This window comes from Acinetobacter sp. 243_ASPC, assembly GCF_001054715.1.
Lineage (GTDB): Bacteria > Pseudomonadota > Gammaproteobacteria > Pseudomonadales > Moraxellaceae > Acinetobacter > Acinetobacter soli.
The window spans coordinates 1-25732 of the sequence record NZ_JVOR01000048.1; the positions used below are offsets into that span (position 1 = coordinate 1).

A 25732-nucleotide genomic window follows, 5' to 3' on the forward strand; every position below is an offset into this window, starting at 1 on the left:
TTTGCTGCGGGTGACTGTACCACGGTACCGTACAAGCAGATCATCATTGCAACAGGTGAAGGGGCTAAAGCCGCATTGTCAGCCTTTGATTATATTATTCGCAACGGTTAATCAACAATGATTCAAGGCATCCAGACGTAGAAGGTGCCTGAAACAAATTTTGAGTTTATAGGAACTGAATAGGCTAACGATTCAGTTCCTTTTTTTATTTAGCCTTTTCTCATAGGGTTAGCTCAGATTATATCGTTCCAAATTCACTTCAATATGTTCTAGTTTTACGCTTGTCGTGTCGTAATTGAATCAATACCATCATTCTAAGTATCAAGCAAAGAAAGAGGGAAATATGTTAAATGCCAGTACCCGACAACCTGTTTTTTTTATTTCTCACGGTGGTGGGCCATGGCCATGGATGCCTGAAGTTTTTGCAACAACCTATGCAAAACTGGCACAATCACTTTCTGGCTTACTCAAAACGTTGCCTCAAAGACCACAGGCAATTTTGATGGTTTCTGCACACTGGGAAGAGCAGGTCTTTACTGTCCAAACAGCGACTCAACCTGAGATGATTTATGACTATGGTGGCTTTCCTGCCCATACGTATCAGATTCATTATCCGTCTGCCGGATCTCCCGAGCTTGCCCATCAAGTGACGCAATTGCTTGAACAAAACGCTATTGCAGTAAAGACAGATGAGAGACGCGGATACGATCATGGTATGTTTTCTCCGATGCAGGTGATTAACCCTGCGGCAGATATCCCTGTGGTTCAGTTATCACTCAAAAAAGGCTTGAATCCGCAGGAGCATCTCGGTTTAGGTCGGGCATTGGCGCCCTTACGTGATCAAAATATTCTGATTGTTGGGAGTGGATTAAGCTATCACAACCTAAGAATGTTTAATGCTCAAGCCACTGAACCTTCAAAAATGTTTGATCAGTGGTTGTATGAAAGCGTAGTAGAATGTCAGGGAGGCGAACGTCAGCAGCGACTGATCGATTGGCAGCAGGCACCCGCTGCGCGTATTGCACATCCACGGGAGGAGCATTTATTGCCGTTAATGGTGGCTGTGGGAGCGGCAGAAAACGAAAACGGTGCTCGTAATTATCATGAATCTACTTTTATGGGTGGATTATCTGTATCGAGTTTTGTTTTTGGTAACACTTTGGGCAATACATAAGGCATAAAAAAACCGAGGATGTGTGACCTCGGTTTTTTTATGCGATTCAGAATTACTTTTCAACAAAGGCACGTTCAATCACGTAGTCGCCTAAAACACCCATACGTGGTGATTCTTTTAGGCCAGCTTTGTCGAGTAATGCAGCCACATCAGTTAGGAAGTGTGGACTACCGCAAAGCATTGCACGGTCTGTTTCTGGGTTAAATGGGGGTAAGCCAATTTTTTCAAAAATAGCGCCTGTTTCGATTGCAGTCGTTACACGGCCTTCATTTTCAAATGGCTCACGAGTAACGGTTGGGTAGTAAATCAATTTATTTTTGATATCGAGCTCTTCAAACCATTCATTGTTTGGCAGTTCGTTCAAAATCAAGTCTTGATAAGCCAGTTCACTGATCCAGCGTGTACCATGAACCAAAATCACTTTTTCAAACTTTTCGTAAGTTTCTGGATCACGAATCAACGATAAAAATGGTGCCAAACCTGTACCAGACGACAACAGATACAAGTTTTTACCCGGATTTAAATCGTCATGAACCAAAGTACCTGTTGGTTTTCTAGAAATCAGAATTTCGTCACCAACCTGTACTTTTTGCAAGATCGAAGTAAGTGGGCCGTCTTGTACTTTAATTGAAAAGAACTCAAGTTCTTCTTCATAATTGGCGCTGGCAATTGAGTAGGCACGCATTAATGGTTTGCCATTGACCTCAAGCCCGATCATTACGAACTGACCATTTTTAAAACGCAAGGCAACATCGCGCGTGGTTTTAAAACTAAACAGAGTGTCATTCCAGTGGTGAACATGGGTAATGCGTTCAACGTTAAAAGCAGCCATTAAAGGTCTCAATTACGATCAAAAGAAAACAGTATGCTATTCTAATCTAAAATCATTCTCGATAAACTGAATATATTTAATTGTGTTTATAAGAAAAAGTGATGATGATGTCTTTAACGCTCCCGATCATAGGTACCATGCATTCGCCTTATATGGAAAAATTTGGCATTCCGCGGCAGCCGAATCTGGTTGAGGTCGAATCCTATATAGTACTTCATGCGCCTTATGATGATGAGCTGGCATTCGAAGGAATCGAGTCATTTAGTCATTTATGGCTGTTGTGGCAATTTCACGACAACAAACACTCAAATGAGCCAGAGAAGTTTCGGGCACAGGTGCGTCCTCCTCGATTGGGCGGTAACAAGAAAATAGGCGTATTTGCGACCCGCAGCATGTATCGTCCATCACCAGTTGGTTTATCCGTCGTGAAATTTAAAGCACTTAAACGACAAGGTAAAACGCTTCGACTGTATGTCACGGGGAGTGACCTGTTGCATGGCACCCCGATTATTGATATCAAGCCTTACATTCAGTATTCCGATGCCATTTTGGATGCCACCAGTGGCTATGCACAAGATCAACCTCCGCGAAAAATCGTGATTTGGCAAGACAATGCACAACAACAAAAACATCAACTCACAGCGCTGCAATTGATGAATGAGCAATATGCAGCCGAACTGGAACAAGTATTATCACTTGATCCGCGTCCAGCATATCAAGATGATGCTTCACGTATATATAAAATGAAATTTGCCGGACTTGATGTGAGCTTTACAGTGAATGAATCGACGATTGAAATTATCGGACTGGATTCTTTAAATTGAGAACTTTAAGGACTGCTTGCATTCACGTTTGTGGGCATACATGGCCAGATCGGCATCTTTGCATGCCATGACCAGTCCCCTGGCAGGATGACGGATTGCATAGCCAACCGCAGCACTGATTTTGGCATCTAAAAAGTGTTGAAGTAACCGGCGTTGAAGCTGTTCCAAATCTTGAAGGTCAAGATTGAGCGTTAAGATGCCAAATTCATCGCCACCAAGACGTGCGACAAGATCCTGTTTGCGTAACGTACGCTTTAAAACCTGAGCAGCGTGTTGAATGTATTGATCACCACAATCATGGCCCTCAAGATCATTTATTTTTTTGAGATCATTGAGATCAATCATGAATACAGCTGCTGTATGGCCATATAAACGGCAGCGTTCTTCTTCAGCAGCAATAAACTGCTCCCAGCCACGACGATTATAAACATGGGTCATACTGTCCATAATCGCTTCGGTTTGCAGACGTTCATGCTGGCGAATATGTTCATTTTCACGAATTTCACGCTGTAAGATATGACTCAGTAGGTTGCCGAACAATTCAACCAGCCCACCATCTTCAATAATTTTGTCGGATTTAGGCTGTGGGTCAATCGCACATAAGGTACCAAAAAGGCTACCATCTTCGTTGACTAAAGGTTGCCCAATATAAGCTTTAATGTTGACTTGCTGTGCAATCGGGGCTGACGCATAAAGCGGAATTTCTTCCGAGCGCGGCGCGATGCGTGGCGCTTTTCCCAACACCATGTGGGAGCAAAACGAATCTGCCCAGTTAAAAACCCGACCGGGTTTTACATCATAGCCGTGATCTTCAGATTGCAATACAATCCAGTCATTACCTTCAACGCGAGTGATCATCCAGAGATCAAAACCAAACTTTTGATGCAAATAATGCAAAACTGCTTGTCCGGCTTCCTGAAAGTTTTTAAATGCGCTAAACGCCATCTAGTCACCCGTACTTTTAAATGATATTTTTTTAATGCCTTAAGTAAGACTTTAAAGCAATTTTTACTCTATGCCTATCCTCTATACAAATGATCAACCAAATCGCGTGAGTTTTTGGATTATTCGCGTGTTGAACAGTCAACTCTGATATATTAAAAGTAGCGCTAGAGGGAAAATAATGACTTATAACTTTGAAATTGATACGGTTTGGTGCCTAGAAGAATTATTAAAAGCACACCGAATCAGTGAGCGAGACAAGTTGCTGGTACAAACAACCCAGCGCAATAAACAACAGATGAAATGGCATCCGTTGCAGTGGATTGCTCACTTTGGTTTAAAAGATCAACAACATCCTACGCAGAACATAGACTTACTGTGTCTAAGTCGCTGGTTGGCAGAAAAATCAGGATTGGCATTTTATTTAATTGATCCACTCAAAGCAGATGTAAATGCACTGACTGCGGTCATGTCGCAAGAGTTTGCCGAGCGTAATCAAATTTTAGCGGTTGAAGTACATGCTGATCGCGTAGTGATCGGAACCGATCAGCCTTTTCAAACCGACTGGCTTGCAAATTTAGAGCGCAGTCTAGCACCCAAGAAAATAGAGCGTGTGATCATTTCACCCGATCAGTTACAACGTTATTTACCCGAATATTATCAGGTAAGCCGAGCGGTTCATTCCTCAAAAAACAGTAAGAGTTACGAGCGTGAGAACAAGGGCGTTGAGGCGTTGCTTCAAATCGGCGATACGCAAAATCCAGATGCCAACGATCAGCACATCGTCAAACTGGTCGACTGGATTTTACAGTTTGCATTTGAACAAGGTGCCAGTGATATTCATTTAGAGCCAAGAAAAGAAAAATGCAATGTACGCTTTCGAATCGATGGCGTACTCCACACGATTTATCATATGCCTGCAAATACGCTTTCAGCAGTGATTGCTCGGATTAAAATTCTGGGTCGCTTAAACGTGGCTGAAAAACGTAAACCCCAAGATGGACGTTTAAAAACCCGAACACCCAAAGGGCAGGAAACCGAACTACGTCTTTCAACCATGCCAACAGCATTTGGTGAAAAACTGGTGATGCGAATTTTTGATCCAGATGTGCTGGTTCGAAGTTTTGAAAAACTGGGTTTTCCCGATCAGCTTCTCAGCGAATGGCAAGCTTTGAGTCAAAATACACACGGTATTATCTTGGTGACAGGGCCAACTGGTTCGGGTAAAACCACAACGCTTTATTCATCGCTTAAAAAGCTGGCAACCGATCAAGTCAATGTATGTACCATTGAAGATCCTATTGAGATGCTGGAATCGAGTTTTAACCAGATGCAGGTGAATCATGCCATCGACTTAGACTTTGCCGAAGGTGTACGGGCACTGATGCGTCAAGATCCAGACATTATTATGGTGGGGGAAATTCGCGATCAGGATACCGCCAATATGGCAATACAGGCGGCACTGACTGGACATCTGGTACTGTCGACCTTACATACTAACGATGCGCCTTCTAGCCTGACTCGACTACACGATTTGGGTGTACAGCCTTTTTTGACTGCGGCTACGCTGCTGGGCGTGCTGGCACAGCGTTTGGTTCGACAGCTGTGTCCGCATTGTAAAGTGTCCACCTCGGTGAACTTGCAGCAATGGCAATATCTTACGGAAGGCTACGAGATTGATACGCCCGTTGAAATGTTTCAACCCGTTGGCTGCGAGCATTGTCGCCAAACGGGATATAAAGGTCGTATCGGGATCTATGAGTTGATGCCGATTGATCTGACGCTCAAGCAGTGGTTGAGTCATACAGATGATCTGGGCGAATTAAAGACACAGCTCAAACAGCAGGGGTTTGAGCCACTTCGAATTGCGGGTGCGAAAAAAGTATTGCAAGGCGTGACCAGTCTTGAAGAGGTATTACGTGTGGTTCCGCTTAGCTAAATATTGCAAATGATGCATCTTAAGATTCGCCTCATGTAATTTTGATTTACTACCATTATCAAATGAGCAGATCAGAGAGATGAAAATGAAACGTTTTGCCACATTAGTTTTAGCTTCAGGCCTATCCATTGCAGGCTTTAGTTATGCACAGCCCGTCAACCAGAATGCTCTGGCACCAACGACCATCGTCAGTGTAAAAGATGCTCTGAACTACAAAGATAACACGCCGGTTAAACTACAAGGGCAGGTGGTGAAGTCACTGGGCGATGAAAAATATCAATTTCGCGACAGAACGGGTTATATCACCGTCGATATCGACGATGAACTTTGGCAAGGGCGCCCGGTTTCACCAACAACACAACTCACATTGATAGGTGAAGTCGATATTGATTACAAGCCTACCAAGCGTGTTGAAATTGATGTCGATCAAATACAATTCTAAACTATTGTGTGCACAATCAATCTTGTAGCGTATAAACCGTATATCCTTTGTGGGGTATGCGGTTTTTTATTGTTTTGATGATTCCCCACGGTTTTTAGAGCACGATTAAAATGAGAATTTTGATTGCAGAAGATGATATATCGCAAGCAGAAAGTATAAAGTCATGGTTAGAACTTGATGGCTATACAGTAGATTGGGTTGAACGTGGCGATTATGCGATCGCTGCGATTGAACAGCATGAATACGATTGCATTTTATTAGATCGTGGCCTGCCCAAAGCAACAGGTGATCAGGTCTTAAATACTCTTCGTAAGCATCAATCTCAAACGCCGGTCATTCTGATTACCGCACGTGACAGTATTCAAGATCGTGTCGATGGCTTGGATTTGGGGGCAAACGATTACTTGGTGAAGCCGTTTAGTCTAGAAGAATTGTCTGCCCGCATTCGTAGTCATTTGCGTGCCAGTCAAAAACAATTAACAGATACCTTATGCTGGAAAGAGATTGAGCTGAATACAAAGGCCAAATGGGTGAAAATTTCAGGGCATTTAATTGATTTAACTGCAAAAGAATTTAAGGTGCTGCATCGTATGATGCAAAATCCTGAGCGAGTAGTGACGCGCGAACAACTTGAAAATACCCTATATGCGTGGGGCGATGAGATTGAAAGTAATGCCATTGAAGTATTTATTTACCAGCTACGAAAAAAAATCGGATCGGGATATATCAAAACCATTCGCGGTTTAGGATATCGAATGAGTGAATAAATCCATGCCAAAATCATCGTCACTGCAAACTCGCCTGATACGTGGCACACTGATCAGCAGTATCATTGCGGGGCTAATTGCTTTCGTGTTGCTGATCGCCATTACGGTGGTACACACCATGAATATTCAAGATGAAATCATGGATGAAGTATCTGATCTGCTTCTGGCTTCAGATCTGAATATTCCTTCAGCAAGAGATTTAAACGAGCTCACAGAAGAATTTGATTTGCAATACAGTCTCTACTGGAAAGGCCGAGAATTGGTGCATTCCGATCAGCATGAAGATATTCAACCAATCAACCTTTATGCTTCTGATTTTGATTATTTTTTTTATAAGGGTCAGCTCTGGCGTAGTTTACATGCGAGCAAGTCAGAAGCAGAGCTAAACGTGGTGGTGATTCAGCCATTAAGCGCACGCTTTTCAGAAATTTTTCAAAGTATATTTTGGTATGCCTTAGGGCTGATGATCTTATGGATGATTCAATGGATCTTACTGAAATGGACCATTAAAAAGCAGTTATCGAGTTTAAGTGATCTGTCACGTTCAATTGCACAGCGTTCGACAGAAAACCTTGAACCGATTCAGCAAGAACCGCAAAGCATTACCGAATTACAGCCTGTTATAGATTCGCTCAACTCGTTATTGATTCGTCTTGAGCGTGCACTGAGTGCTGAACAGCGCTTTACCGCAGACGCTTCACATGAGCTGCGCTCGCCTCTATCGGCGATACAAATGCGTGTACAGGTGATGCAGCGTAAATTTGCAGATATGAATGAGTTGAATGAGGATTTAAAGATCATCCAACATGATGTTCAGCGCAGCACGCGCATTTTGGAAAATCTCCTGTTACTTGCTCGCCTAGATCCATCACAAGCGGAAGAATTACCGAAAAATCAGCTTGATATGACCGTGTTGATGGAGGATGTGTATACACAACTTGAGAATTTTGCTCAAGCCAAAGCGATTCGATATACCGTGCATCAGTATGCACAACGTACTCATGTTTACGGCAACTATGAGCTCATTTATACCTGTGTGCGTAATGTATTGGATAATGCAATTCGCTATACGCCAGTCGGTGGGCAGATTGATGTTGAATTGCTCAATGAGCAGGATCATTTGATCATCAAAATACAAGATGAGGGCAATACACTTGATGCGGCCTTACTGACACAATTGGGTCAGCGATTTTTTCGGGCACTCGGCACAAAGCAACCCGGTACAGGTTTAGGTTTATCAATTACCAAAAAAATTATAGAACTTCATCAGGGACGGGTGGATTTTTCACTCTCGGCTCAAGGTGGATTGATTGTGAAATTGATTTTACCCAATGCATCATAAGAAAAAACCGTATGAATATTTGCATACGGTTTAATTTATTCTCACCACGATTGTTATTATTTTTTAACTCAAACTCTCGGTTTATTTAGTTAAGATTAAACGATTATTACGTGTCAGACGCAGGCGATATTCTTCTCCGGCATGCATAATTCGAATTTCGCGACCGAGGGCGAACAGATTGTTTGAATGTAGCATAGGTAATGATTGGGCTTCATTGTTACGTGTAAACAGGTTAAAAGGTGCGTTCATTGTTGTTGCTCCGTGGTATGTTTATTTGACGATTTAAATGATAATCATTATCGAATAGACCTGTCAATTAAAATTTTAGCATTTTATAAAAAATAAAATTTCCTTACACTTCACGTAATAAATTGATCTCGAGAGAACTATGTTTAAACCCGTCGTAGACGTTGCTATTGGAATCTTGCTGCACAAAAATAAAGTATTGGTTGGGTGGCGACAAGCCAGTCAGCATCAGGGAAATAAACATGAATTTCCAGGCGGTAAAGTCGAGACACATGAACAGCCTGTCGATGCTTGTCGCAGAGAGGTTTTTGAAGAAGTTGGGGTCGGTTTATCAGACTGGCATTGCTTTGATGTGATTCGACACGAGTATGATGATGTCGTGGTGGTCTTGCATTTATTTTCTGCTTATGTACCAGATACATTGCTAGATTTGATCCAGCAGCCATGGTCATGGTATCACCGTGAAGAATTGCAGCAATTAAACTTTCCCGCTGCAAATCATTCAATCTTAGCGCGTCTGTCGTGGCCCAATATCATCAAGATTTCAAGTACTGAAATTGCGCCCAAAAAAGAGGAGCTAATTTACTGGCGCCCAGAACAGACTAATTCAAGTGAGGATGTTTCACTTCAATTCGAGTTAGATTCACATCACTATGCGTCGTACATCGTCAATCTAGAGCATTATTTACAACTTGATCCAGAGCAACAAAATAAGATTGGAAGCATTCATTTAAAACAATCTCAACTGATGCAGCTCAGTAAAGGCGACTTGATTTGTGGACGACGTTATATCGCTGCCTGTCATGATCTGGTGTCGATTCAGCAGGCACACAAAATTGGTTGTGATGCGATTTTGATCAGCCCGGTACAAGCCACCCAAACTCATCCAGATCAAGCCCCACTAGGCTGGGAGCGCTTTGAGCATCTGGCACAGCGCAGTCATCTGCCGGTTTTTGCTTTAGGTGGTATGCACCGTTCTATGTTCGATCTGGCGAAGAAGCACGGCGCATATGGTATTGCGGGCATTCGAAATATTTAAAATATAAAGCGATCAAACCACTACTGAAGTCTAAAGAGACTTCAGTGCTTGTTGGGCTTGTGCGATGGATTTACTGTTATTTTGCTTCTGTGCTGCATTGAGAATATTCAGCCACAACTGTTTTTTCATGGCATTGGTTTGTGCAAAACTGAGTCCGCGTCTTGCCAGAGATTCACTTGAGGCATAGCGACCTTTCTGATTGGCCACCATTGCCAAAAATAAAAAGGTTTCTGGTGCCTGAGGCGCAAGGCGCTGTGCTTGAAGTGCGTAGCGCTCTGCGTCGTCCCATTGCATTTGGCTATAAGCTTGCTGGGTTTTTTGCATCAAGCTGCGAAAGGCGGGAAGCTGTTTACCATCATTAAATTGCTGTGTCGCTTTTTGAGGAGGAACCACCACGCGCATCTTTTGTCGCTTGATTTGTTCTTCTTCATAAGGGGTAATTTTCACCCCAGACGGTGTCACAATCGATTTATCTTTAGGTTTATTTTGAGCAGCAGGAGAAGGTGCTTTGCTCTTGGATTGATCTGTGCCGGAGAGGGTTGAACACCCTACCAGCAAGACGGTTCCAAAAATAAAAAGACTCTGTTTTAGCATTGTTACTCTCATCATGAATTAATAGCCGTAGCTACCGCTAGATATAACTTTATTTTGCGATAGATCTTCTTGCATCTGATTTTCACTGTCATTGATGTATTGATCCATGTTGTCGCCATTATTTTGGCTTGGATCTTCATCGGATATAGGTGCGCTTACTGGTGCAGATTGATAATACGGATAAGCACATGAGGTTGCTTGGTGCGGCACAGTAGAGCGCAACATTGGAATATACATTGCACCGCCACAGCCTTGAGCAGACAAATTACCAGATGCAACATCAATCCATTGCCACTGCACATCATCGGTCTGTTTTAGATTCACGGGTTGCTGGCGAAGCTGACGCATAACATTGGTCCATACAGGTAGGGCACCCGATGAGCCTGTTAAGCCTGTCACTTTGTTATTGTCTAAGCCAAGCCAGACCACAGCCACGTAATTGCCAGAATAACCAGCAAACCACGAATCGCGTGTATCGTTGGTTGTACCTGATTTTCCAGCCAGTTTAAGTGAGCTTGGAAGCGAGTTATATGCAGAGCGACCTGTACCCGAAGCCATGACCTGTTGTAAGCCATAATTGAGTACATAAGCCGATGAAGGCTCAATGGTTTGTTCAACATTTAAACCAAAACGCTCTAAAACCTTACCGTTGGCATCGACCACAGAACGAATAGCGCGGGTTGGATACTTAAAGCCACCTGTTGCAAAGTTACTGTAAATACTGAGCATTTCCATCGGTGACATATTCACTGCGCCCAAGAATACAGATGGATAAGATGGTATTTCAGAGGTCACACCAAATTTTTTCAATTTATTGGTAAATGCTGAAACACCAAATTCTTGTCCTAAACGCACTGCCGATAAGTTGTAAGAGTTGGCAAGGGCTTGTGCCATAGTGACTTCGCCGTGCTCACCGCCACTATAGTTTTTCGGTGTCCAGCTTTGGTCACTGCCAGTAGGAACATTGACTGCTCTGTCTTGAATACGACTTGCCCAATTATAACGACCAGATTCAATTGCATTGAGGTAAATGACAGGTTTAAGTAATGAACCTACCTGACGCTTGGCATCGACAGCACGGTTGAAGCCTGTAAAGTCTTGTGTCGAGCCAACGGCAGCAACTAATTCCCCATTTTCAGGGTGAGAGACCAATACAGCACCTTGCAAATCACGTAAGCGCGATGGATTACCCTTGGCAAGCTGACCGACAGAGGCTTTGAAAGCGTCTTGAATGCGTGTTTGTGCAATTGGATCAAGCGTTGTAAAAATACGCAAACCTTGATTGGTCAAATCGGTTTCTTGATATTCAGAGCGCAATTGACGACGCACAATATCGAGAAAATCTGGAAACTTCGCTGTACCTACGCTTGGTTTAGACAATACACCAAGTGGGCGTGCACTTTCTTGCTCATATTCTGCTTGGCTCAAATAGCCCATGACCAGCATATTGTTCAGTACAGTATTACGACGTTTTAAAGCACCTTCTGGATTACGCCACGGATTATACAAAGACGGGCCTTGCACCAGTCCGACCAGATAGGCTTGCTGCGCGACATTCAGTTCACGTAAAGGCAATCCAAAGTAGAATTGTGAAGCCAGTCCGTAACCATTAATCGAGTAATTGCCGTTTTGACCCAGATTGACTTCGTTTAAATAAGCTTCAAGGATTTCATCTTTATTGTAATGAAACTCAAGTAATAAAGACATTAATGCTTCATTCACCTTACGTTTTAAGGTTCGTTCCGGGCTTAAATAAAAGTTTTTAACCAACTGTTGGGTCAGTGTAGAGCCACCCTGACGCTTACCGCCTGTTACATTACTGACCAGTGCACGTGCAGTTCCGCGAATTGAAAGTCCATGATGATGATAGAAGTTACGGTCTTCCGTGGCAATTAGTGCCTCAATAAGCGTTTTTGGCACTTTATTGAGTTTAATCAGAACGCGGTCTTCGTTATGCTGTGGATATATCCCACCAATCAACATCGGTTCTAAGCGCGCAATACCCGTACTAGATGGCTTGGTTGCCCGCACGTCAGTCACCTGATCGGCACTAAAAGTCACTTCAAGTACTTGTTCTGGTTCACTGCTATCACCAAAATCAAAGCCACGAGTATGCACATACATACTATTACCCTGATTGACGTAGCTTCCAGGTTTGGTGTAGCTGTCTGAACTCTTGTAACCGAGCATATTCAGCTCTTGGGTAAAGTTGGCTTGTGAAATAGAAGCATTGGTATAAATTTCGAGTGGCCGTGCAAATACCTTGGCGGGAATATCCCAGCGTTGGCCTTCAAATTTGTTTCGTATAACCGTGTCTAGGCGAATCACATAAATACTAAATACAATAAAACCGCCAATCACAAGAACGGAAAAAATAAGCGCAAAAAAACCTATGCCGCGTTCAAACTTCATAAATCTGTCATAAAAAATTCAATCTAGTTTGCCAATCATGCGATAGCTATACAGGCATTGCAATGATAAAACTGTGAACAGATAGAAAAAGTCTAAATTCATGAAAATCTGATGGATATTTCTTTTGTTTTGCAGAATTAAAAAGCAAAATAAAAGTTGTTAACACAATTTATGAATAAAATATGAAGCCATAACATCTCTGTGCTCATTCAGTTTTGTACTGAAATGATGAAGCTTAAGAGAGTGGGGTGGCCATCTTGAACAGCATTTTCATAAAGTTATGCTATATTAATTTGTCAAATCACATGCTGAATGTTGATGAATAGCGGGTGAGATCATAAGTTGATACGTTGTAACGCGATTAGATCTGCGATCACCAAATTTTTGGCTCAGCTCAATTTAACCGATAGGCATATATAAGGCATCCAATGCAATCTGCTAATCTTTCGTCCGCCAAATCTTTTCGAAACATAGGTTTGATTGGCCGCCCCGATAAAATATCTGTAGTTGAAACTCTTTGTTTGATTTATGATCATTTAAGAGGTTTAGGTCTGCATGTGATCTTTGATCAACAAACCGCAGAACTTGTCCCTTACAACAATGTCCAAACTGCTAGTCGCTCGTTATTGGGTGAGGTGGTGGACTTAGTGATTGTGGTGGGTGGCGATGGTTCACTCCTGCATGCTGCACGAGCACTGGTGCGTCATCATACGCCAGTCATTGGCATTAACCGCGGGCGGTTAGGGTTTTTAACGGATATCCGCCCTGCGGATGTTTTGTTTAAGCTTGATCAGGTATTGCAAGGTCATTTTCAGCTTGATCGCCGTTTCTTGCTCGAAATTGAAGTGCGAACCAAAGGGGAAACCCATTATGATGCCATCGCACTCAATGACATCGTGCTGCACTCAGGAAAATCAGTGCACATGATCGATTTTGATCTGCAAATTGACGGTCAATTTGTATATCGTCAACATAGTGATGGTTTGATTGTTTCGACACCAACCGGTTCGACAGCCTATGCACTGTCAGGTGGTGGTCCTATTTTACATCCAAGCATGGATGCGATTGCGCTCGTTCCAATGCATCCACATACATTGTCTTCTCGCCCGATTGTGGTAGGTGGACAAAGTGAAATCAAACTGACCATTCGTGAAAATCGTGTTTTACCGATGGTAAGTGCTGATGGTCAACATAGTGTCTCACTCAATGTGGGAGACTGTGTACATATCCGTAAACATCCGTTTAAACTAAACCTGTTGCATCCACCTGGTTATGATTTTTATATGGCGTGTCGTACCAAGCTGGGATGGAATCAAGATTTTGACTTAATCAAAGAGCAGGATGACTCATGAATATTGAACAAATGCTTAACGTATTAGATCCAGAGATCGTTCAGCGCTTAAAAACAGCAGTAGAGATTGGCAAATGGCCCAATGGCGTCGCGCTTACAGCTGAACAAAGACAAATCTGCATGCAGGCCGTGATGGTGTGGGAACACCAGAACTTGCCAGAAGAAGAGCGCTCGGGATACATTGACCGTGGCAGCAAAGAAGAAGGTGAGGAATGTGATGATGACCATCACAAAAACGAGCCTGAATTTAAACCCATTCGATTCGTATAAATCCAAAAAGCCCAGAATTCACTGGGCTTTTTTAATCTTTAATATTATTTTTTAAAGCGATCTAACCATAACGCCTTTGCCTGAAGCATCGCGTTTTCATAGCTATCACAGACATTCATGGTATAGAGCGCAATCCCGATGGTTTCAGTCACCGCGATTTCACCATATTCATGCGTTTGCTGCCCTAACCAGACTGCTTTAAAGGTTTCTAGATTCAGCTCATCTTCGATGGGACTACGCTCGGGAGTGAGCTTGGGTAATTCGTGTTCATAGAGTTCACCCGATCTAATACCGCATATGAGTGTTTTGGCATCAGGGTTACGTTCGAATTCGCCACCTTCACCTTTAATTACAGCACTATTTTGATAGCCGAGCTGAAAGGCGGTGCGCTGGTGCGAGGCACGATAAGCAGGATGAAAAATCGCCTGTAAAGTTGCTTTTGCATTAAATGGATTGATGAGTCGGGCCAGAGTATGAACAGGAGAACGAAGTCCCATCACGTTACGAAGAGCAATCAAATCGCTCAACACAGGTGATATGACATCGAGAGGAAGATAAGCAAAGTGTTGTTGATCTAGCTGTTGCTTAACATCTTGTTGGTTTTGACAGATCGGATAACCCAAAAACTCCAGAACTTGTTCGGTATAAACACGGTTGAGTGTATGCCCGGAAGCACCATGCATCACAATGTTATACCCATGATGTGCAAGGGTGAGAGCAGCAAGCAAAAACCATGGATAATGTTTACGCTTTCCTGCATATGATGACCAATCCAAATCGACGTCAAGCGCTTCAAAATTAAGTTGGTCACGCGTGGCCTGAACAAATCCACTCAGTTCATCGACCGATTCTTCCTTGACCCGCAGTAACATTAAAAAAGCACCCAGCTGAACATCAAGAACCTCACCCTTTAAAATCATGGTGAAAGCTTGATAAGCTTCGTCATAACTTAAAGATCGAGAGCCTGTTTTGCCTTTCCCTAAGATTCTTACATACTGCGCAAAGGGATGTTCAGCATCTCGATAAAGGTTTTTTTTCGTATTCATATCTTTTTTGATATTTCATAAGGAAATGGATTTCCTCACTATGACATAAAAATTAAATGAATGGATCACGAAATATTCTATTAGACTAATGTCTAACTTAATTTTGATCAAAATATAGCCATTAAATTGATTGTTTCATCGACTATTTGACTAATTGCAGTAAACTTTTCACGCTTAAAAAATTATTTATTTTTTTTTAATGATCTCCTTGTTTATGTTTCGTAAATCTTGATAATAGGTTGAGATTTTGATACTGAACATTTTTTGAAAACATATTGTTTTCACATCGAGGAAAAGTATTTTTTGTCTGACAAAATTTACTTTGCTTTTGCAGCATGACATCAGGAACCGTTGTTTGTGCTGTAAGGGACTAAAGGGCTGTCTATATCGACGATATAGATTTTTTCATTTGCATATTTCTAAGGATTTAGAAATACAGATTGAAGTAAAGTTATGGCTAAAAAACCAATTTATAAGTCTCTATATTTCCAAGTGATTGTTGCTATTATCGCAGGTATCTTGGTTGGACACTTTTACCCTAGTTCAAATGTAGTCGTTGATGGAGTCAAGGAACATATTCCAGGTTTAGGTGAGCAACTTAAACCACTTGGTGACGCATTCATTAAGCTGATCAAAATGATCATCGCACCTGTCATCTTCTGTACTGTGGTCAGTGGTATCGCGGGTATGGAAAGCATGAAATCTGTAGGTAAAACAGGTGGTGTGGCTTTACTGTACTTTGAAGTGGTATCGACCATTGCATTGTTGATCGGTTTGCTGGTGATTAACGTCGTCAAACCTGGTGTTGGCATGAACGTTGATCCAGCATCTCTGGATACATCTGGTATTGCAAAATATGTATCTTCAGGTGAGTCGCAGTCGACCATCGAATTTTTGATGCATATCATTCCAGATACTGTCGTCGGTGCATTTGCAAATGGCGAGATTCTTCAAGTTTTGATGTTTGCCATTTTATTTGGTTTTGCGCTACATAAACTTGGTGATGCTGGACGTCCTGTACTTAAATTCATCGATCAAGTGTCGCATGTATTCTTCAACATCGTAAATATGATAATGAAGCTTGCACCAATCGGTGCATTTGGTGCGATGGCATTTACCATTGGTAAGTACGGTGTGGGTACACTGGTACAGCTTGGCCAGTTGATTATCTGCTTCTATATCACTTGTTTACTGTTTATCTTCATTATTTTGGGAACGATTAGCCGTATCTGTGGTTTTAGTATCTTGAAAATGATTCGCTTAATCCGCGAAGAGTTGCTGATTGTACTGGGTACATCTTCTTCTGAATCTGTACTGCCACGTATGTTGCGTAAACTGGAAATCGCAGGCTGTGAAAAATCAGTCGTGGGTCTGGTGATTCCAACAGGTTATTCGTTTAACCTTGATGGTACATCGATTTACCTGACCATGGCGGCAATCTTTATTGCTCAGGCGACCAATACACCACTCGATGTTCAACATCAGATTACCTTGCTTCTTGTGCTTTTGATTTCATCAAAAGGCGCAGCAGGTGTAACAGGTTCTGGCTTTATTGTGATGGCAGCAACTTTGTCGGCAGTCGGACATATTCCGGTTGCGGGCTTGGCACTTATTTTGGGTATCGACCGCTTCATGTCAGAGGCTCGTGCATTGACTAACCTTACAGGTAACACGCTTGCGACCATTGCGGTAGCGAAGTGGGTGGGTGCATTAGACAAAGACAAACTCAATGAAGCATTGAATAATCCAGCTGAAGTTGATCGTAAAATGCTTGAAACAGACAATCCTGCGCACGCATGATAGATGTATAAAGTTAAAAAAGGAGGCATGAGCCTCCTTTTTTTATTCGATTTTTATCCGACTGAAGCGTTCAGTGCTTTTGTGGGCACAAGGCATGACAGTGTTAGCAAAACTGTTTAGCATGCAATAGATGGATATTTGAAAACAAAAAATTGAGGATAAGTGATGTTGCCATATGATGCCGAATTAGAATTATTCCGTGACAATTTCAAACGCTATATGAAAGAACATATCGCGCCACATTATGATCAATGGGAGCGTGAAGGAATCATGCCTAGATCGGTTTGGAATAGTCTGGGCGAAAATGGTTTTTTATGTATAGATTTACCTGAAGAATATGGTGGCTATGGTGTTCCCACGCATTACTCACTGATGCTGGTTGAAGAATCTGCCAGAGCGGGCTATGGTGCACTGTCTACAGCAATCTCGTGTCACTCTGAAATTGCTGCACCGTATATTTTAAATATTGGTAGCGAAGCACAAAAACAGTACTGGTTACCCAAAATGGTAACTGGCGAAGTGGTGGGTGCAATCGGTATGACCGAACCGGGAGCAGGTTCGGATGTACAAGCCATGCGCACGACAGCAATTTTAAATGGCGAACATTATGTATTAAATGGATCCAAAACATTTATTTCAAATGGTCAACATGCCGATCTTGTGGTTTTAGCAGTAAAAACCGATCCTCAGGCGCGTGCTAAAGGCGTATCGCTGCTGTTGGCAGATACGCATCTCGAAGGCTTCAAAAAAGGGACGAATCTGGAAAAAATCGGTTTGCATTCACAAGATACTTCGGAGTTGTTTTTCGATAACGTCCAGATACCCAAAGATCAATTGCTAGGACAAGCCGGCCAAGGATTTAACTACTTGATGCAAGAGCTACCACGTGAGCGAACCTCCATTGCGGCTACCGCACTCGGAGCAATTCGCGGTGCAATTGATATTACAACGGCATATATCAAAGAGCGTCAGGCATTTGGTCAACCCATTGCAAATTTTCAAAATACTCGTTTCGTGATGGCGCAAGCCAAAATTGACGAGTTGGCGACCGCAGCATTTTATGAGCGTAATGTCAGTTTGTATCAACAGGGGCAGCTCGATGTAGAAACAGCAGCCGCATTAAAAAGCTTTAGTACAGATATGCAAATGAAAGTTGCCGATAATTTGCTCCAGCTCTTTGGTGGATATGGCTATATGGCCGAGTATCCAATTTCACGTTTCTTTGTCGATGCGCGTATCCAACGTATTTATGGCGGAACCAATGAAATTATGAAAGAAATTGTAGCACGCGGAATTTTAGGAAAAGTATAAGACCAACATTGACTGGAATCTTGCTACCAAGATTCCAGTCGGTTTTACAAGCGTAATACTTTTAATGTTTCATTTAAAAATAACGGAAGTACATCAGGCGAGTGTGAACTGACGTATAGATTGTTGTCATTCACCACATCTTGATCTAGATAAACTGCACCTGCCTCTACCAGTTGAGAGCTGACTTGATCAATTGCGGTGAGGCGTCGTCCGCGTACGATGTTCGCATGTATCAGCAGTGAAGGATCATCACAACTACTAAAAATTGGTTTTTGTGCATTGGCAAACTTTTGGACAAATTCAATAAATTGTGTGTCTAAACTAAGCTGTGTGGGTGATATACCGCCTGCAATAAACAAGGCATCAAAGTCGTGTACACAACTATGCTGAATACTACAATCGATCGTGACCGACGTTTTACGCTTTAAACCGTAGACGATATTTCCCTCACAATTTTCAATATTCAAAATACTGTGTCCGGCAGCGCGGTAAGCATGAATCGACTCGACGTATTCTGTATCTGAAAAGTCATGCGTCAATAAAACAGCCACTTTTTTTGACATAAAATGCTCCATGTGACTCATCATTCAACCCGCTTTTTAGAGTAGTCATATCACATGAAGATTGAATGACGTGTTTTGTTGATAAAACGTCAAATCGTGTAAAAAATAGTCAAAAAACTTGCCAAAAGTAAGTAAGTTTTTGATGCAAATTATTGCTCGTCAAAAAGTTTTTGGCAGTTATTTAAACTATTGCAACTGGCCAATAAAATCGCTTTTGGCAAACTGGCATACAAATTCCCAATATGCTGTTCGCTCGGATGGTAAAAGTGCCACGAATGCAACTTGTTGGTATTGACCCGGCTAAAACCTGAAAAGAAGTCGCGGGCTGCATTTTTACTGATCGAGCGCTGCATATCGCTACTACTTTCTGAGGTGCCGACCGTGGTCATCAGATAGATTGATTTTTTTATTTGATTGCTCTGTTTGCGCCACAGATCTTGCTCTTGTAGCAATACATGATTGTTGTACCAAAGTGATGGACTGGCAGCAAAGTAACGTTGAAAGGAATCAGGACGTTTAAAGAAGGTATTTAAAGTAAATAATCCACCAAAAGAGTGACCAAATAAGGTTTGCTGATCGCGATTGATGCGAACACGATTAAAAATCTGTGGCTTGAGCTCATTGTCGATAAACTTTAAAAACTGAGTATCTCCACCATAACTGTATTGCTTATTGGGTTTATCATTTGTAGCCACAGTTGACGTGTAATCAAGTGCGCGATTTTGAGCGGAAAACAAAGCATCGCCTGCATATCCAATTGCAACAATGACCAATGGATCTGTTCCAAACTTGTTGCTGCCGCCTGCCATCGCTTGAGCAATTGCGCGAGCGCTTTCAAATGTAGCATTGCCATCAAGTAAGTACAGCACCGGATAACCCGCTTTGGGGGCGGGTGCTTGAGGGATGTACAGATTGATTAAATAGTGATGCGGCGTATATTGCGAGGTTAAAATAAACTGTTGTGATGTGCCTTTAAGCTGCTGCTCAGTGATGATATCCATCGTGTTTTTGTTCTGATTATTTGTGGCTGACCATGTTACTGATGTTGCACCGAGCATAAGCCCCATAAGGAGCGTTAAATGTTGTGTTTTAAATAATCGAGGCAGCTTTAAAATGTTCATGTTATAAATGAAATTGTTTGTAATTTATGCCGTTCTCATTAAATCATAAAAACACTGTAATTTGGCTCAAAAAACTAAACTTTTATTCATGCTCAAATGCTTAGAGATAGAACAATTCCAATCAACTCTTGCTATACTGTCGCAAAACAATTTGCAGGAGCTGCATTGCAATGGTCCATGATGATCAGAATCCTTCATCTTCTCTCGACTTACAAGAAATTCGCCAGCAGATCGACAGTGTCGATCAGCAGATTCAGTCGCTGATTAACCGTCGTGCCAAACTCGCTGAGGCGGTTGCCAAAGCCAAGTTTGCCTCTGAAGAAAATCCCTTGTTTTATCGACCAGAACGAGAAGCACAGGTTTTGCGTAAAGTCATGGAGCGCAACGAAGGCCCACTTTCCGATGTCACGATGGCACGTCTATTTCGCGAAATCATGTCGGCGTGTTTGGCATTAGAAGCACCCCAGAGTATTGCGTTTTTAGGGCCAGAAGGTACCTTTACACAAGCGGCAGCCCTGAAGCATTTTGGTAACGATGCGGTAGTGCGTCCATTGCCTACCATTGATGAAGTGTTTCGTGAAGTTGAAGCAGGCAGTGCGCATTATGGTGTCGTCCCTGTTGAGAATTCCTCTGAAGGCGTGGTTAACCATACTCTAGACTGCTTTAAAACGTCTCAACTAAATGTAATTGGTGAAGTGGAACTTCGAATCCATCATCAATTTCTAGTATCGAAAAACACCCGCAAAGACAGCATTAAACAGATCTATGCACATCAACAAACTCTAGCGCAGTGCCGCCAATGGCTCGATGCGCATTATCCGGGTGTGGAGCGTGTGGCACTGAACTCTAATGCTGAAGCTGCGCGTCGTATTCGTAATGAATGGCATTCGGCTGCAATTGCATCGGATATTGCAGCGTCGATGTATGATCTTGAAATTTTTCATCGTAACATTGAAGACAACCCAGAAAATACCACGCGCTTTTTGGTGATTGGTCGGGAAAAAATTCCACAAAGTGGAAACGATAAAACTTCATTACTTATTTCGGCACATGACCGGGCAGGTGCCTTACTTGAAATCTTGGCACCGTTTGCAAAACATCAGATTAGCCTGACCAGTATTGAAACCCGACCGGCATTACCTGAAAAGTGGGCGTATGTATTTTTTATCGATTTAGAAGGTCATATCGATCAAGAAAACGTCGCCAAAGCACTGGATGAAATTCGTCCCTTGGTAAAAGAGCTTCGTATATTAGGTTCATATCCTGCGGCTGTGTTATAAACGTAAGTGAAGCAGATAGATGAGGATGGTCTGCTTCATATTGAACACTTTATAGATCAGTGTTGATCTGTTTTTACGAGATGAAAGTTAAGCGGTATGGCCCAACCATTATTTAAAAAAGTCGCCTTTATTGGTCTTGGACTGATAGGGTCTAGTCTGGCACGTGTGATTCAGTCAGAGCAACTTGCAACGTGTGTGGTTGCATCGACCCGTTCAGCAAAAACTTTGGCCGATGCTCAAGCCTTAGATTTGATTCATAAAGGTTATAACAATCCAGTCGAAGCTGTCCAAGATGCCGATCTGGTTGTTTTAGCGCTTCCTGTGCGAGCAACACATGCCGTGCTGGCACAAATTCAGCCTTACTTGCATCCCGATGCAGTTTTAACCGATGTTGGCAGCACCAAAGGTAATGTCGTCGAGGCGGCCAAAGCGGTTTTTGGTGAGGCACTTCCTGCCGGATTTGTACCCGGCCATCCAATTGCTGGAAGCGAACATACCGGTGTGCATGCAGGCAAGGTGGATTTGTTTGCCAACCATAAAGTGATTTTAACCCCTGTAGAAACCAGTGCTGCTTGGGCAGTGGATAAACTGATTCAACTGTGGTCTGCTGCCAAAGCTGAAGTGATTTGCATGGATGTGCAAAAGCATGATGAAGTCTTGGCGCATACCAGTCATTTGCCACATTTAATGGCATTTAATCTGGTTGAGCAACTGGCCAATCGTGAAGATAATCTTGATATTTTTCGTTATGCTGCCGGCGGGTTTCGTGATTTTTCCAGAATTGCGGCCAGCGATCCTCAAATGTGGCACGACATCTTCTTTGCCAATAAAACCGCAATTTTAAATGCTGTGGAAGGTTTTGAACAACAGCTCAGTAAAATTAAAGTACTGATCGAAACTGAAGATTCACATGCACTAATGGGACTGCTTGGACATGCTCAAGCTGCCAGACAACACTTTAATCATATGTTAGCAAAAAAACCGTTGATGGAGAAAAACAAGGTGACACAGCAATTTACCATTTCGCCAGGACCTAAATCATTTACGGGTACTTTTACCATTCCTGGTGACAAATCCGTGTCACATCGCTCCATTATGTTTGGTGCGATTGCAGAAGGCACAACCCATGTGACTGGCTTTTTAGAAGGCGAAGATGCCTTGGCTACGTTACAGGCCTTTCGTGATATGGGCGTAAGTATTGAAGGGCCAAAAAATGGTGAAGTGACCATTCATGGTGTGGGAATGCAGGGCCTTAAAGCACCTGCAGGTGCATTGTATATGGGCAATTCAGGCACCAGCATGCGTTTACTTTCTGGCATGCTTTCTGCACAAAAATTTGATTCGGTCATGACTGGAGATGCGTCGTTATCGAAGCGTCCTATGGAACGTATTGCCAAGCCGTTACGTGCAATGGGTGCGCACATTCAGACTACTGGAGAAAAAGGCACACCACCTGTAAGCATTACAGGTAACCAAGCACTTCAAGGGATTGCCTATGATCTGCCAATGGCTTCTGCACAAGTAAAATCAGGTATTTTACTGGCGGGTCTTTGGGCACAAGGTGAAACATCTGTAACCGAGCCGGAACCAACACGCGACCACACCGAGCGTATGTTGCGTGCTTTTGGTTATGATGTAAAAACCGAAGGAAACAAAATCAGTCTGCAAGGCGGTGGTAAGCTGGTCGGTACCAACATTCAAGTGCCTTCTGATATTTCATCAGCCGCTTTCTTTATGGTGGGTGCTGCAATTTGTGAAAATTCCGACGTCGTGCTTGAAGCTGTAGGTATCAACCCAACGCGTACAGGCGTGATTGAAATTCTCAAACAAATGGGTGCCGATATTGCCGTTCTAAATGAACGCATTGCAGGTGGTGAGCCAATTGCCGATATTCATATTAAAGGCTCGCGTACTCTAAAAGGAATCCATATTCCAGAAGACCAAGTGCCACTGGCGATTGATGAGTTTCCAGCTTTGTTTATTGCTGCGGCCTGTGCTGAAGGTCAGACCGTATTGACTGGAGCGGCTGAACTACGTGTGAAAGAATCCGATCGTATTCAGGTCATGGCAGATGGTTTGAAAGTTATGGGAATTGACTGCACACCAACAGCAGATGGCATCATTATTGAAGGTAAGGGCAAATCAGGCGATTGGTCGGCTATTTTTAACGGTGGTCAAGTAGAATCACATCACGATCACCGTATTGCAATGAGTTTTAGTATTGCCGGTCTGCGAACTGGGGGTCCAATTGAAATTATTGGAACTGAAACTGTAGCAACCAGCTTCCCGACATTTACAGAACTGGCCAATCGTGCTGGCTTGAGTATTACTGTCAGTCAATAATATTGGCTAAGTAATCCGATATAATCGGTAACATAAAATGAAAACAGCAGTCAGGCGATGCTTGGCTGCTGTTTATTTTTTGGCTATTCTAAAGCAGCACACAAGATATTTTGCCTTAAAATAACGCATAGGATATGTGATGAAAAAATTACAATTTATGTCTCATCATCCCCATAACCAATCGATGGCAGATCGAGAGGCATTGATGACGCAAGAGTATGTGGCAGCCTTGTTATTTAAACAGTTGGGTGACTATGGATTTGATGCTCAGCAAATCGATCATGCAGATCATAATGTTGCTGTGCGAATTATCAATCAGCGTCTACCATTGTCGGTCATTTGCCAATCCAGCGATGCCACAGGACAGATGATGTGTGAAATCTCGGCTGATCGAAATGAACAGCAGGACTGGTTTGAAAAAATTGAAATGCAAAGTGTAATGCGCCAGTTGGCACATGCGATTGAAAACAGCCTTAAAAGTGACCACTATTTTAGCTGTTTTGAGTGGAAAAACTAAACTACAAAAAAGCCAGTTTATTTTGCTAAGGTTGTGTATAGTCTAGGAATGTTCTTGCAATTTTTTCGAGTACACACCCATGCAGCACGTCGACCTTTCACAGCTTTCACCTCAAATTGTCTGGAAGCATTTTCAGACGTTATGCCAAATTCCCCGACCATCAAAACAAGAACATGTATTACGTGAGCACCTTGCAAATTGGGCCAAGCAGCAGGGTTTGACGGTTTATATCGACCGTATCGGGAATTTAATTATTCGAAAACCTGCCACATCTGGCAATGAAGATAACGTTGGCGTTATTTTGCAGGGCCATCTGGATATGGTCACGCAAGCCAACCGAGGCAGTAATCATAACTTTATGCGCGATCCGCTTCGTCCGGTACTTGAGCAGGACTGGCTCGTGACACCCGAGACCACACTTGGCGCAGACAACGGTATTGGTGTTGCACTGGCATTGGCAGTTTTAGAGTCTACCAATATTTCACACGGCCCCATAGAAGTGCTGTTGACGGTGGATGAAGAAGCTGGCATGAGTGGTGCACGGTTATTAGAAGAAGGTGTCCTGACAGGTCAATGGCTATTTAATATCGATACCGAAGAGTGGGGAGAGTTGTATTTGGGCTGTGCAGGTAGTCAGGATGTTGAGGTATCACAAACACTTGAATACGTCGCGGCACCTCAGATGGATTTGGAATCGGTAGAGATCTGTATGACTGGTTTGAGAGGAGGTCACTCAGGCATTGACATTCACTTGGGTCGTGGCAACGCGAACGTGATTTTATCGCGGTTTTTGCACCAGCATTTGGCTGAACTTGAAGGTTATTTAATTGAATTTCATGGAGGTACTGCCCGAAATGCCTTACCGCGTGAGGCCAGTACCAAAATCATTCTACCTAAAAAAAATATTGATTTGCTTGAGCAACGGCTAGATGAATACGAGGCACAGTGGTTGCAAGCACTCAAGGGGATAGACGATCAATTCAATATAGATTTACGTTTAATTCAAGATACACATCATGATGTACTGGAGACTCAGCAACAAAATCACGTGCTGGCCGCATTGTCGGGTTGTCCTTATGGCGTGGTCACTTGGAGCGAAGTGCTCAGTGACGTGGTTGAAACATCAAATAATATCGGTGTGGTGCATATCGACCAAGCACAGGGTTTTCAAGCGGTGATAATGGTTCGATCCATGCGAAATGAATCGGCAGAGCATTTCTCTCAGCAGATCGTAGAGCACTTTGCAAAGTATGATTTAGCAGCCACACGCGCTGAATTGGTGTCTGGCTGGACGCCTAATCCGGATTCGGCAGCTTTGAAATGTTTACAAGATGCTTATAAAATTGCCTTTAATATCGAGCCTGAACTAAAGGTGATTCATGCTGGACTTGAGTGCGGCATTATTGCCCAGCATTATCCGCACTTGCAAATGGTGTCATTTGGTCCAGATATTAAAGGGGCGCATGCACCCGGCGAGCGAGTGAAAGTAGATACTGTAGAGAAATGCTGGAAATTATTGGTCACCGCGTTAGAGCAGGTTCCAAAAGCACATTAAAATAAAAAAAGATGCTCATTAC

The 25732-nt window shown here is 42.8% G+C and carries 23 protein-coding genes and 1 pseudogene; 16 read left to right on the forward strand and 8 right to left on the reverse strand.

Annotated features, from left to right (window positions below; genetic code table 11):
• Both ADA42_RS18345 and ADA42_RS04990 read left to right on the forward strand, forming a co-directional pair.
• A pseudogene (locus tag ADA42_RS18345) lies at positions 1-111 on the forward strand (pyridine nucleotide-disulfide oxidoreductase); the annotation flags it as partial.
• Positions 112-343: 232 nt separating this feature from the next.
• The gene (locus ADA42_RS04990; RefSeq protein WP_004947896.1) at positions 344-1174 is read left to right on the forward strand and encodes a DODA-type extradiol aromatic ring-opening family dioxygenase; all 831 of its coding nucleotides are present in this window, start codon (positions 344-346) and stop codon (positions 1172-1174) included.
• A gap of 52 nt (positions 1175-1226) precedes the next feature.
• Here the strand turns inward: ADA42_RS04990 and ADA42_RS04995 are convergent, their stop codons facing one another.
• Positions 1227-2006: a ferredoxin--NADP reductase gene (locus ADA42_RS04995; protein ID WP_004938452.1), complete on the reverse strand. Its 780-nt coding sequence runs from the start codon at positions 2004-2006 to the stop codon at positions 1227-1229.
• Positions 2007-2110: 104 nt separating this feature from the next.
• Here ADA42_RS04995 and tsaA point away from each other — a divergent pair, with 104 nt between their 5' ends.
• A complete protein-coding gene (gene tsaA, locus ADA42_RS05000; RefSeq protein ID WP_048763944.1) occupies positions 2111-2830 on the forward strand; it encodes a tRNA (N6-threonylcarbamoyladenosine(37)-N6)-methyltransferase TrmO in 720 nt (239 codons plus the stop codon).
• On the opposite strand, the gene ADA42_RS05005 is transcribed toward tsaA, so the two are convergent.
• Positions 2822-3775: a sensor domain-containing diguanylate cyclase gene (locus tag ADA42_RS05005; protein WP_048763914.1), complete on the reverse strand. Its 954-nt coding sequence runs from the start codon at positions 3773-3775 to the stop codon at positions 2822-2824. The two genes, tsaA and ADA42_RS05005, sit on opposite strands and share 9 nt — an antisense overlap.
• 178 nt (positions 3776-3953) lie before the next feature.
• Between ADA42_RS05005 and ADA42_RS05010 the strand changes: the two genes are divergently transcribed.
• From ADA42_RS05010 to ADA42_RS05025, 4 genes are all read left to right on the forward strand, one after another.
• On the forward strand, positions 3954-5711 hold the full coding sequence (locus ADA42_RS05010) for a GspE/PulE family protein (protein ID WP_048763915.1): 1758 nt from the start codon (positions 3954-3956) through the stop codon (positions 5709-5711).
• 85 nt (positions 5712-5796) lie between these two features.
• The gene (locus ADA42_RS05015; protein WP_048763945.1) at positions 5797-6153 is read left to right on the forward strand and encodes a NirD/YgiW/YdeI family stress tolerance protein; all 357 of its coding nucleotides are present in this window, start codon (positions 5797-5799) and stop codon (positions 6151-6153) included.
• Positions 6154-6263: 110 nt separating this feature from the next.
• The gene (locus tag ADA42_RS05020) at positions 6264-6920 is read left to right on the forward strand and encodes a response regulator transcription factor (RefSeq protein ID WP_048763916.1); all 657 of its coding nucleotides are present in this window, start codon (positions 6264-6266) and stop codon (positions 6918-6920) included.
• 4 nt (positions 6921-6924) lie between these two features.
• Positions 6925-8262 (forward strand): ATP-binding protein, encoded by a 1338-nt coding sequence (locus tag ADA42_RS05025; protein WP_048763918.1) that lies wholly within the window; start codon positions 6925-6927, stop codon positions 8260-8262.
• Between the two features lie 81 nt (positions 8263-8343).
• Here the strand turns inward: ADA42_RS05025 and hemP are convergent, their stop codons facing one another.
• Positions 8344-8511, reverse strand: coding sequence for a hemin uptake protein HemP (gene hemP / locus ADA42_RS05030; protein ID WP_004938433.1), 168 nt, complete (start codon positions 8509-8511; stop codon positions 8344-8346).
• A 139-nt stretch (positions 8512-8650) separates the two neighbouring features.
• On the opposite strand from hemP, the gene ADA42_RS05035 reads away from it, so the two are divergent.
• A complete protein-coding gene (locus ADA42_RS05035; protein ID WP_048763919.1) occupies positions 8651-9547 on the forward strand; it encodes a thiamine phosphate synthase in 897 nt (298 codons plus the stop codon).
• 30 nt (positions 9548-9577) lie between these two features.
• Here the strand turns inward: ADA42_RS05035 and ADA42_RS05040 are convergent, their stop codons facing one another.
• Entirely contained in the window at positions 9578-10141 is a 564-nt protein-coding gene (locus tag ADA42_RS05040; protein WP_048763920.1) for a tetratricopeptide repeat protein, read from the reverse strand.
• 18 nt (positions 10142-10159) lie between these two features.
• On the reverse strand, positions 10160-12553 hold the full coding sequence (gene mrcB / locus ADA42_RS05045) for a penicillin-binding protein 1B (protein ID WP_048763922.1): 2394 nt from the start codon (positions 12551-12553) through the stop codon (positions 10160-10162).
• A 428-nt stretch (positions 12554-12981) separates the two neighbouring features.
• Here mrcB and ADA42_RS05050 point away from each other — a divergent pair, with 428 nt between their 5' ends.
• Both ADA42_RS05050 and ADA42_RS05055 read left to right on the forward strand, forming a co-directional pair.
• On the forward strand, positions 12982-13905 hold the full coding sequence (locus tag ADA42_RS05050; RefSeq protein ID WP_004938422.1) for an NAD(+) kinase: 924 nt from the start codon (positions 12982-12984) through the stop codon (positions 13903-13905).
• Entirely contained in the window at positions 13902-14174 is a 273-nt protein-coding gene (locus ADA42_RS05055) for a YeaC family protein (RefSeq protein ID WP_004938419.1), read from the forward strand. The genes ADA42_RS05050 and ADA42_RS05055 overlap by 4 nt, the downstream gene beginning before the upstream one ends.
• A 44-nt stretch (positions 14175-14218) precedes the next feature.
• On the opposite strand, the gene ADA42_RS05060 is transcribed toward ADA42_RS05055, so the two are convergent.
• Positions 14219-15220: a glycosyl transferase family protein gene (locus tag ADA42_RS05060; RefSeq protein WP_048763924.1), complete on the reverse strand. Its 1002-nt coding sequence runs from the start codon at positions 15218-15220 to the stop codon at positions 14219-14221.
• A gap of 453 nt (positions 15221-15673) precedes the next feature.
• Between ADA42_RS05060 and ADA42_RS05065 the strand changes: the two genes are divergently transcribed.
• The gene (locus ADA42_RS05065) at positions 15674-17020 is read left to right on the forward strand and encodes a dicarboxylate/amino acid:cation symporter (protein WP_004938414.1); all 1347 of its coding nucleotides are present in this window, start codon (positions 15674-15676) and stop codon (positions 17018-17020) included.
• A 165-nt stretch (positions 17021-17185) separates the two neighbouring features.
• The gene (locus ADA42_RS05070) at positions 17186-18331 is read left to right on the forward strand and encodes an acyl-CoA dehydrogenase family protein (protein WP_048763926.1); all 1146 of its coding nucleotides are present in this window, start codon (positions 17186-17188) and stop codon (positions 18329-18331) included.
• A 44-nt stretch (positions 18332-18375) separates the two neighbouring features.
• On the opposite strand, the gene ADA42_RS05075 is transcribed toward ADA42_RS05070, so the two are convergent.
• Together ADA42_RS05075 and ADA42_RS05080 are read right to left on the reverse strand one after the other, a co-directional pair.
• A complete protein-coding gene (locus tag ADA42_RS05075) occupies positions 18376-18894 on the reverse strand; it encodes a DJ-1/PfpI family protein (protein ID WP_004938406.1) in 519 nt (172 codons plus the stop codon).
• Positions 18895-19043: 149 nt separating this feature from the next.
• Positions 19044-20015: an alpha/beta hydrolase gene (locus tag ADA42_RS05080; RefSeq protein WP_048763928.1), complete on the reverse strand. Its 972-nt coding sequence runs from the start codon at positions 20013-20015 to the stop codon at positions 19044-19046.
• A 170-nt stretch (positions 20016-20185) separates the two neighbouring features.
• On the opposite strand from ADA42_RS05080, the gene pheA reads away from it, so the two are divergent.
• The 4 genes from pheA (at position 20186) to pepD (ending at position 25710) form a co-directional block, all read left to right on the forward strand.
• Positions 20186-21295 (forward strand): prephenate dehydratase, encoded by a 1110-nt coding sequence (gene pheA / locus ADA42_RS05085; RefSeq protein WP_025094753.1) that lies wholly within the window; start codon positions 20186-20188, stop codon positions 21293-21295.
• Positions 21296-21391: 96 nt separating this feature from the next.
• A complete protein-coding gene (locus ADA42_RS05090; RefSeq protein ID WP_048763929.1) occupies positions 21392-23638 on the forward strand; it encodes a bifunctional prephenate dehydrogenase/3-phosphoshikimate 1-carboxyvinyltransferase in 2247 nt (748 codons plus the stop codon).
• Positions 23639-23777: 139 nt separating this feature from the next.
• A complete protein-coding gene (locus ADA42_RS05095; RefSeq protein WP_048763931.1) occupies positions 23778-24155 on the forward strand; it encodes a hypothetical protein in 378 nt (125 codons plus the stop codon).
• A gap of 79 nt (positions 24156-24234) precedes the next feature.
• Positions 24235-25710 (forward strand): beta-Ala-His dipeptidase, encoded by a 1476-nt coding sequence (gene pepD, locus ADA42_RS05100; protein WP_048763933.1) that lies wholly within the window; start codon positions 24235-24237, stop codon positions 25708-25710.
• The last annotated feature ends 22 nt before the right edge of the window (positions 25711-25732 follow it).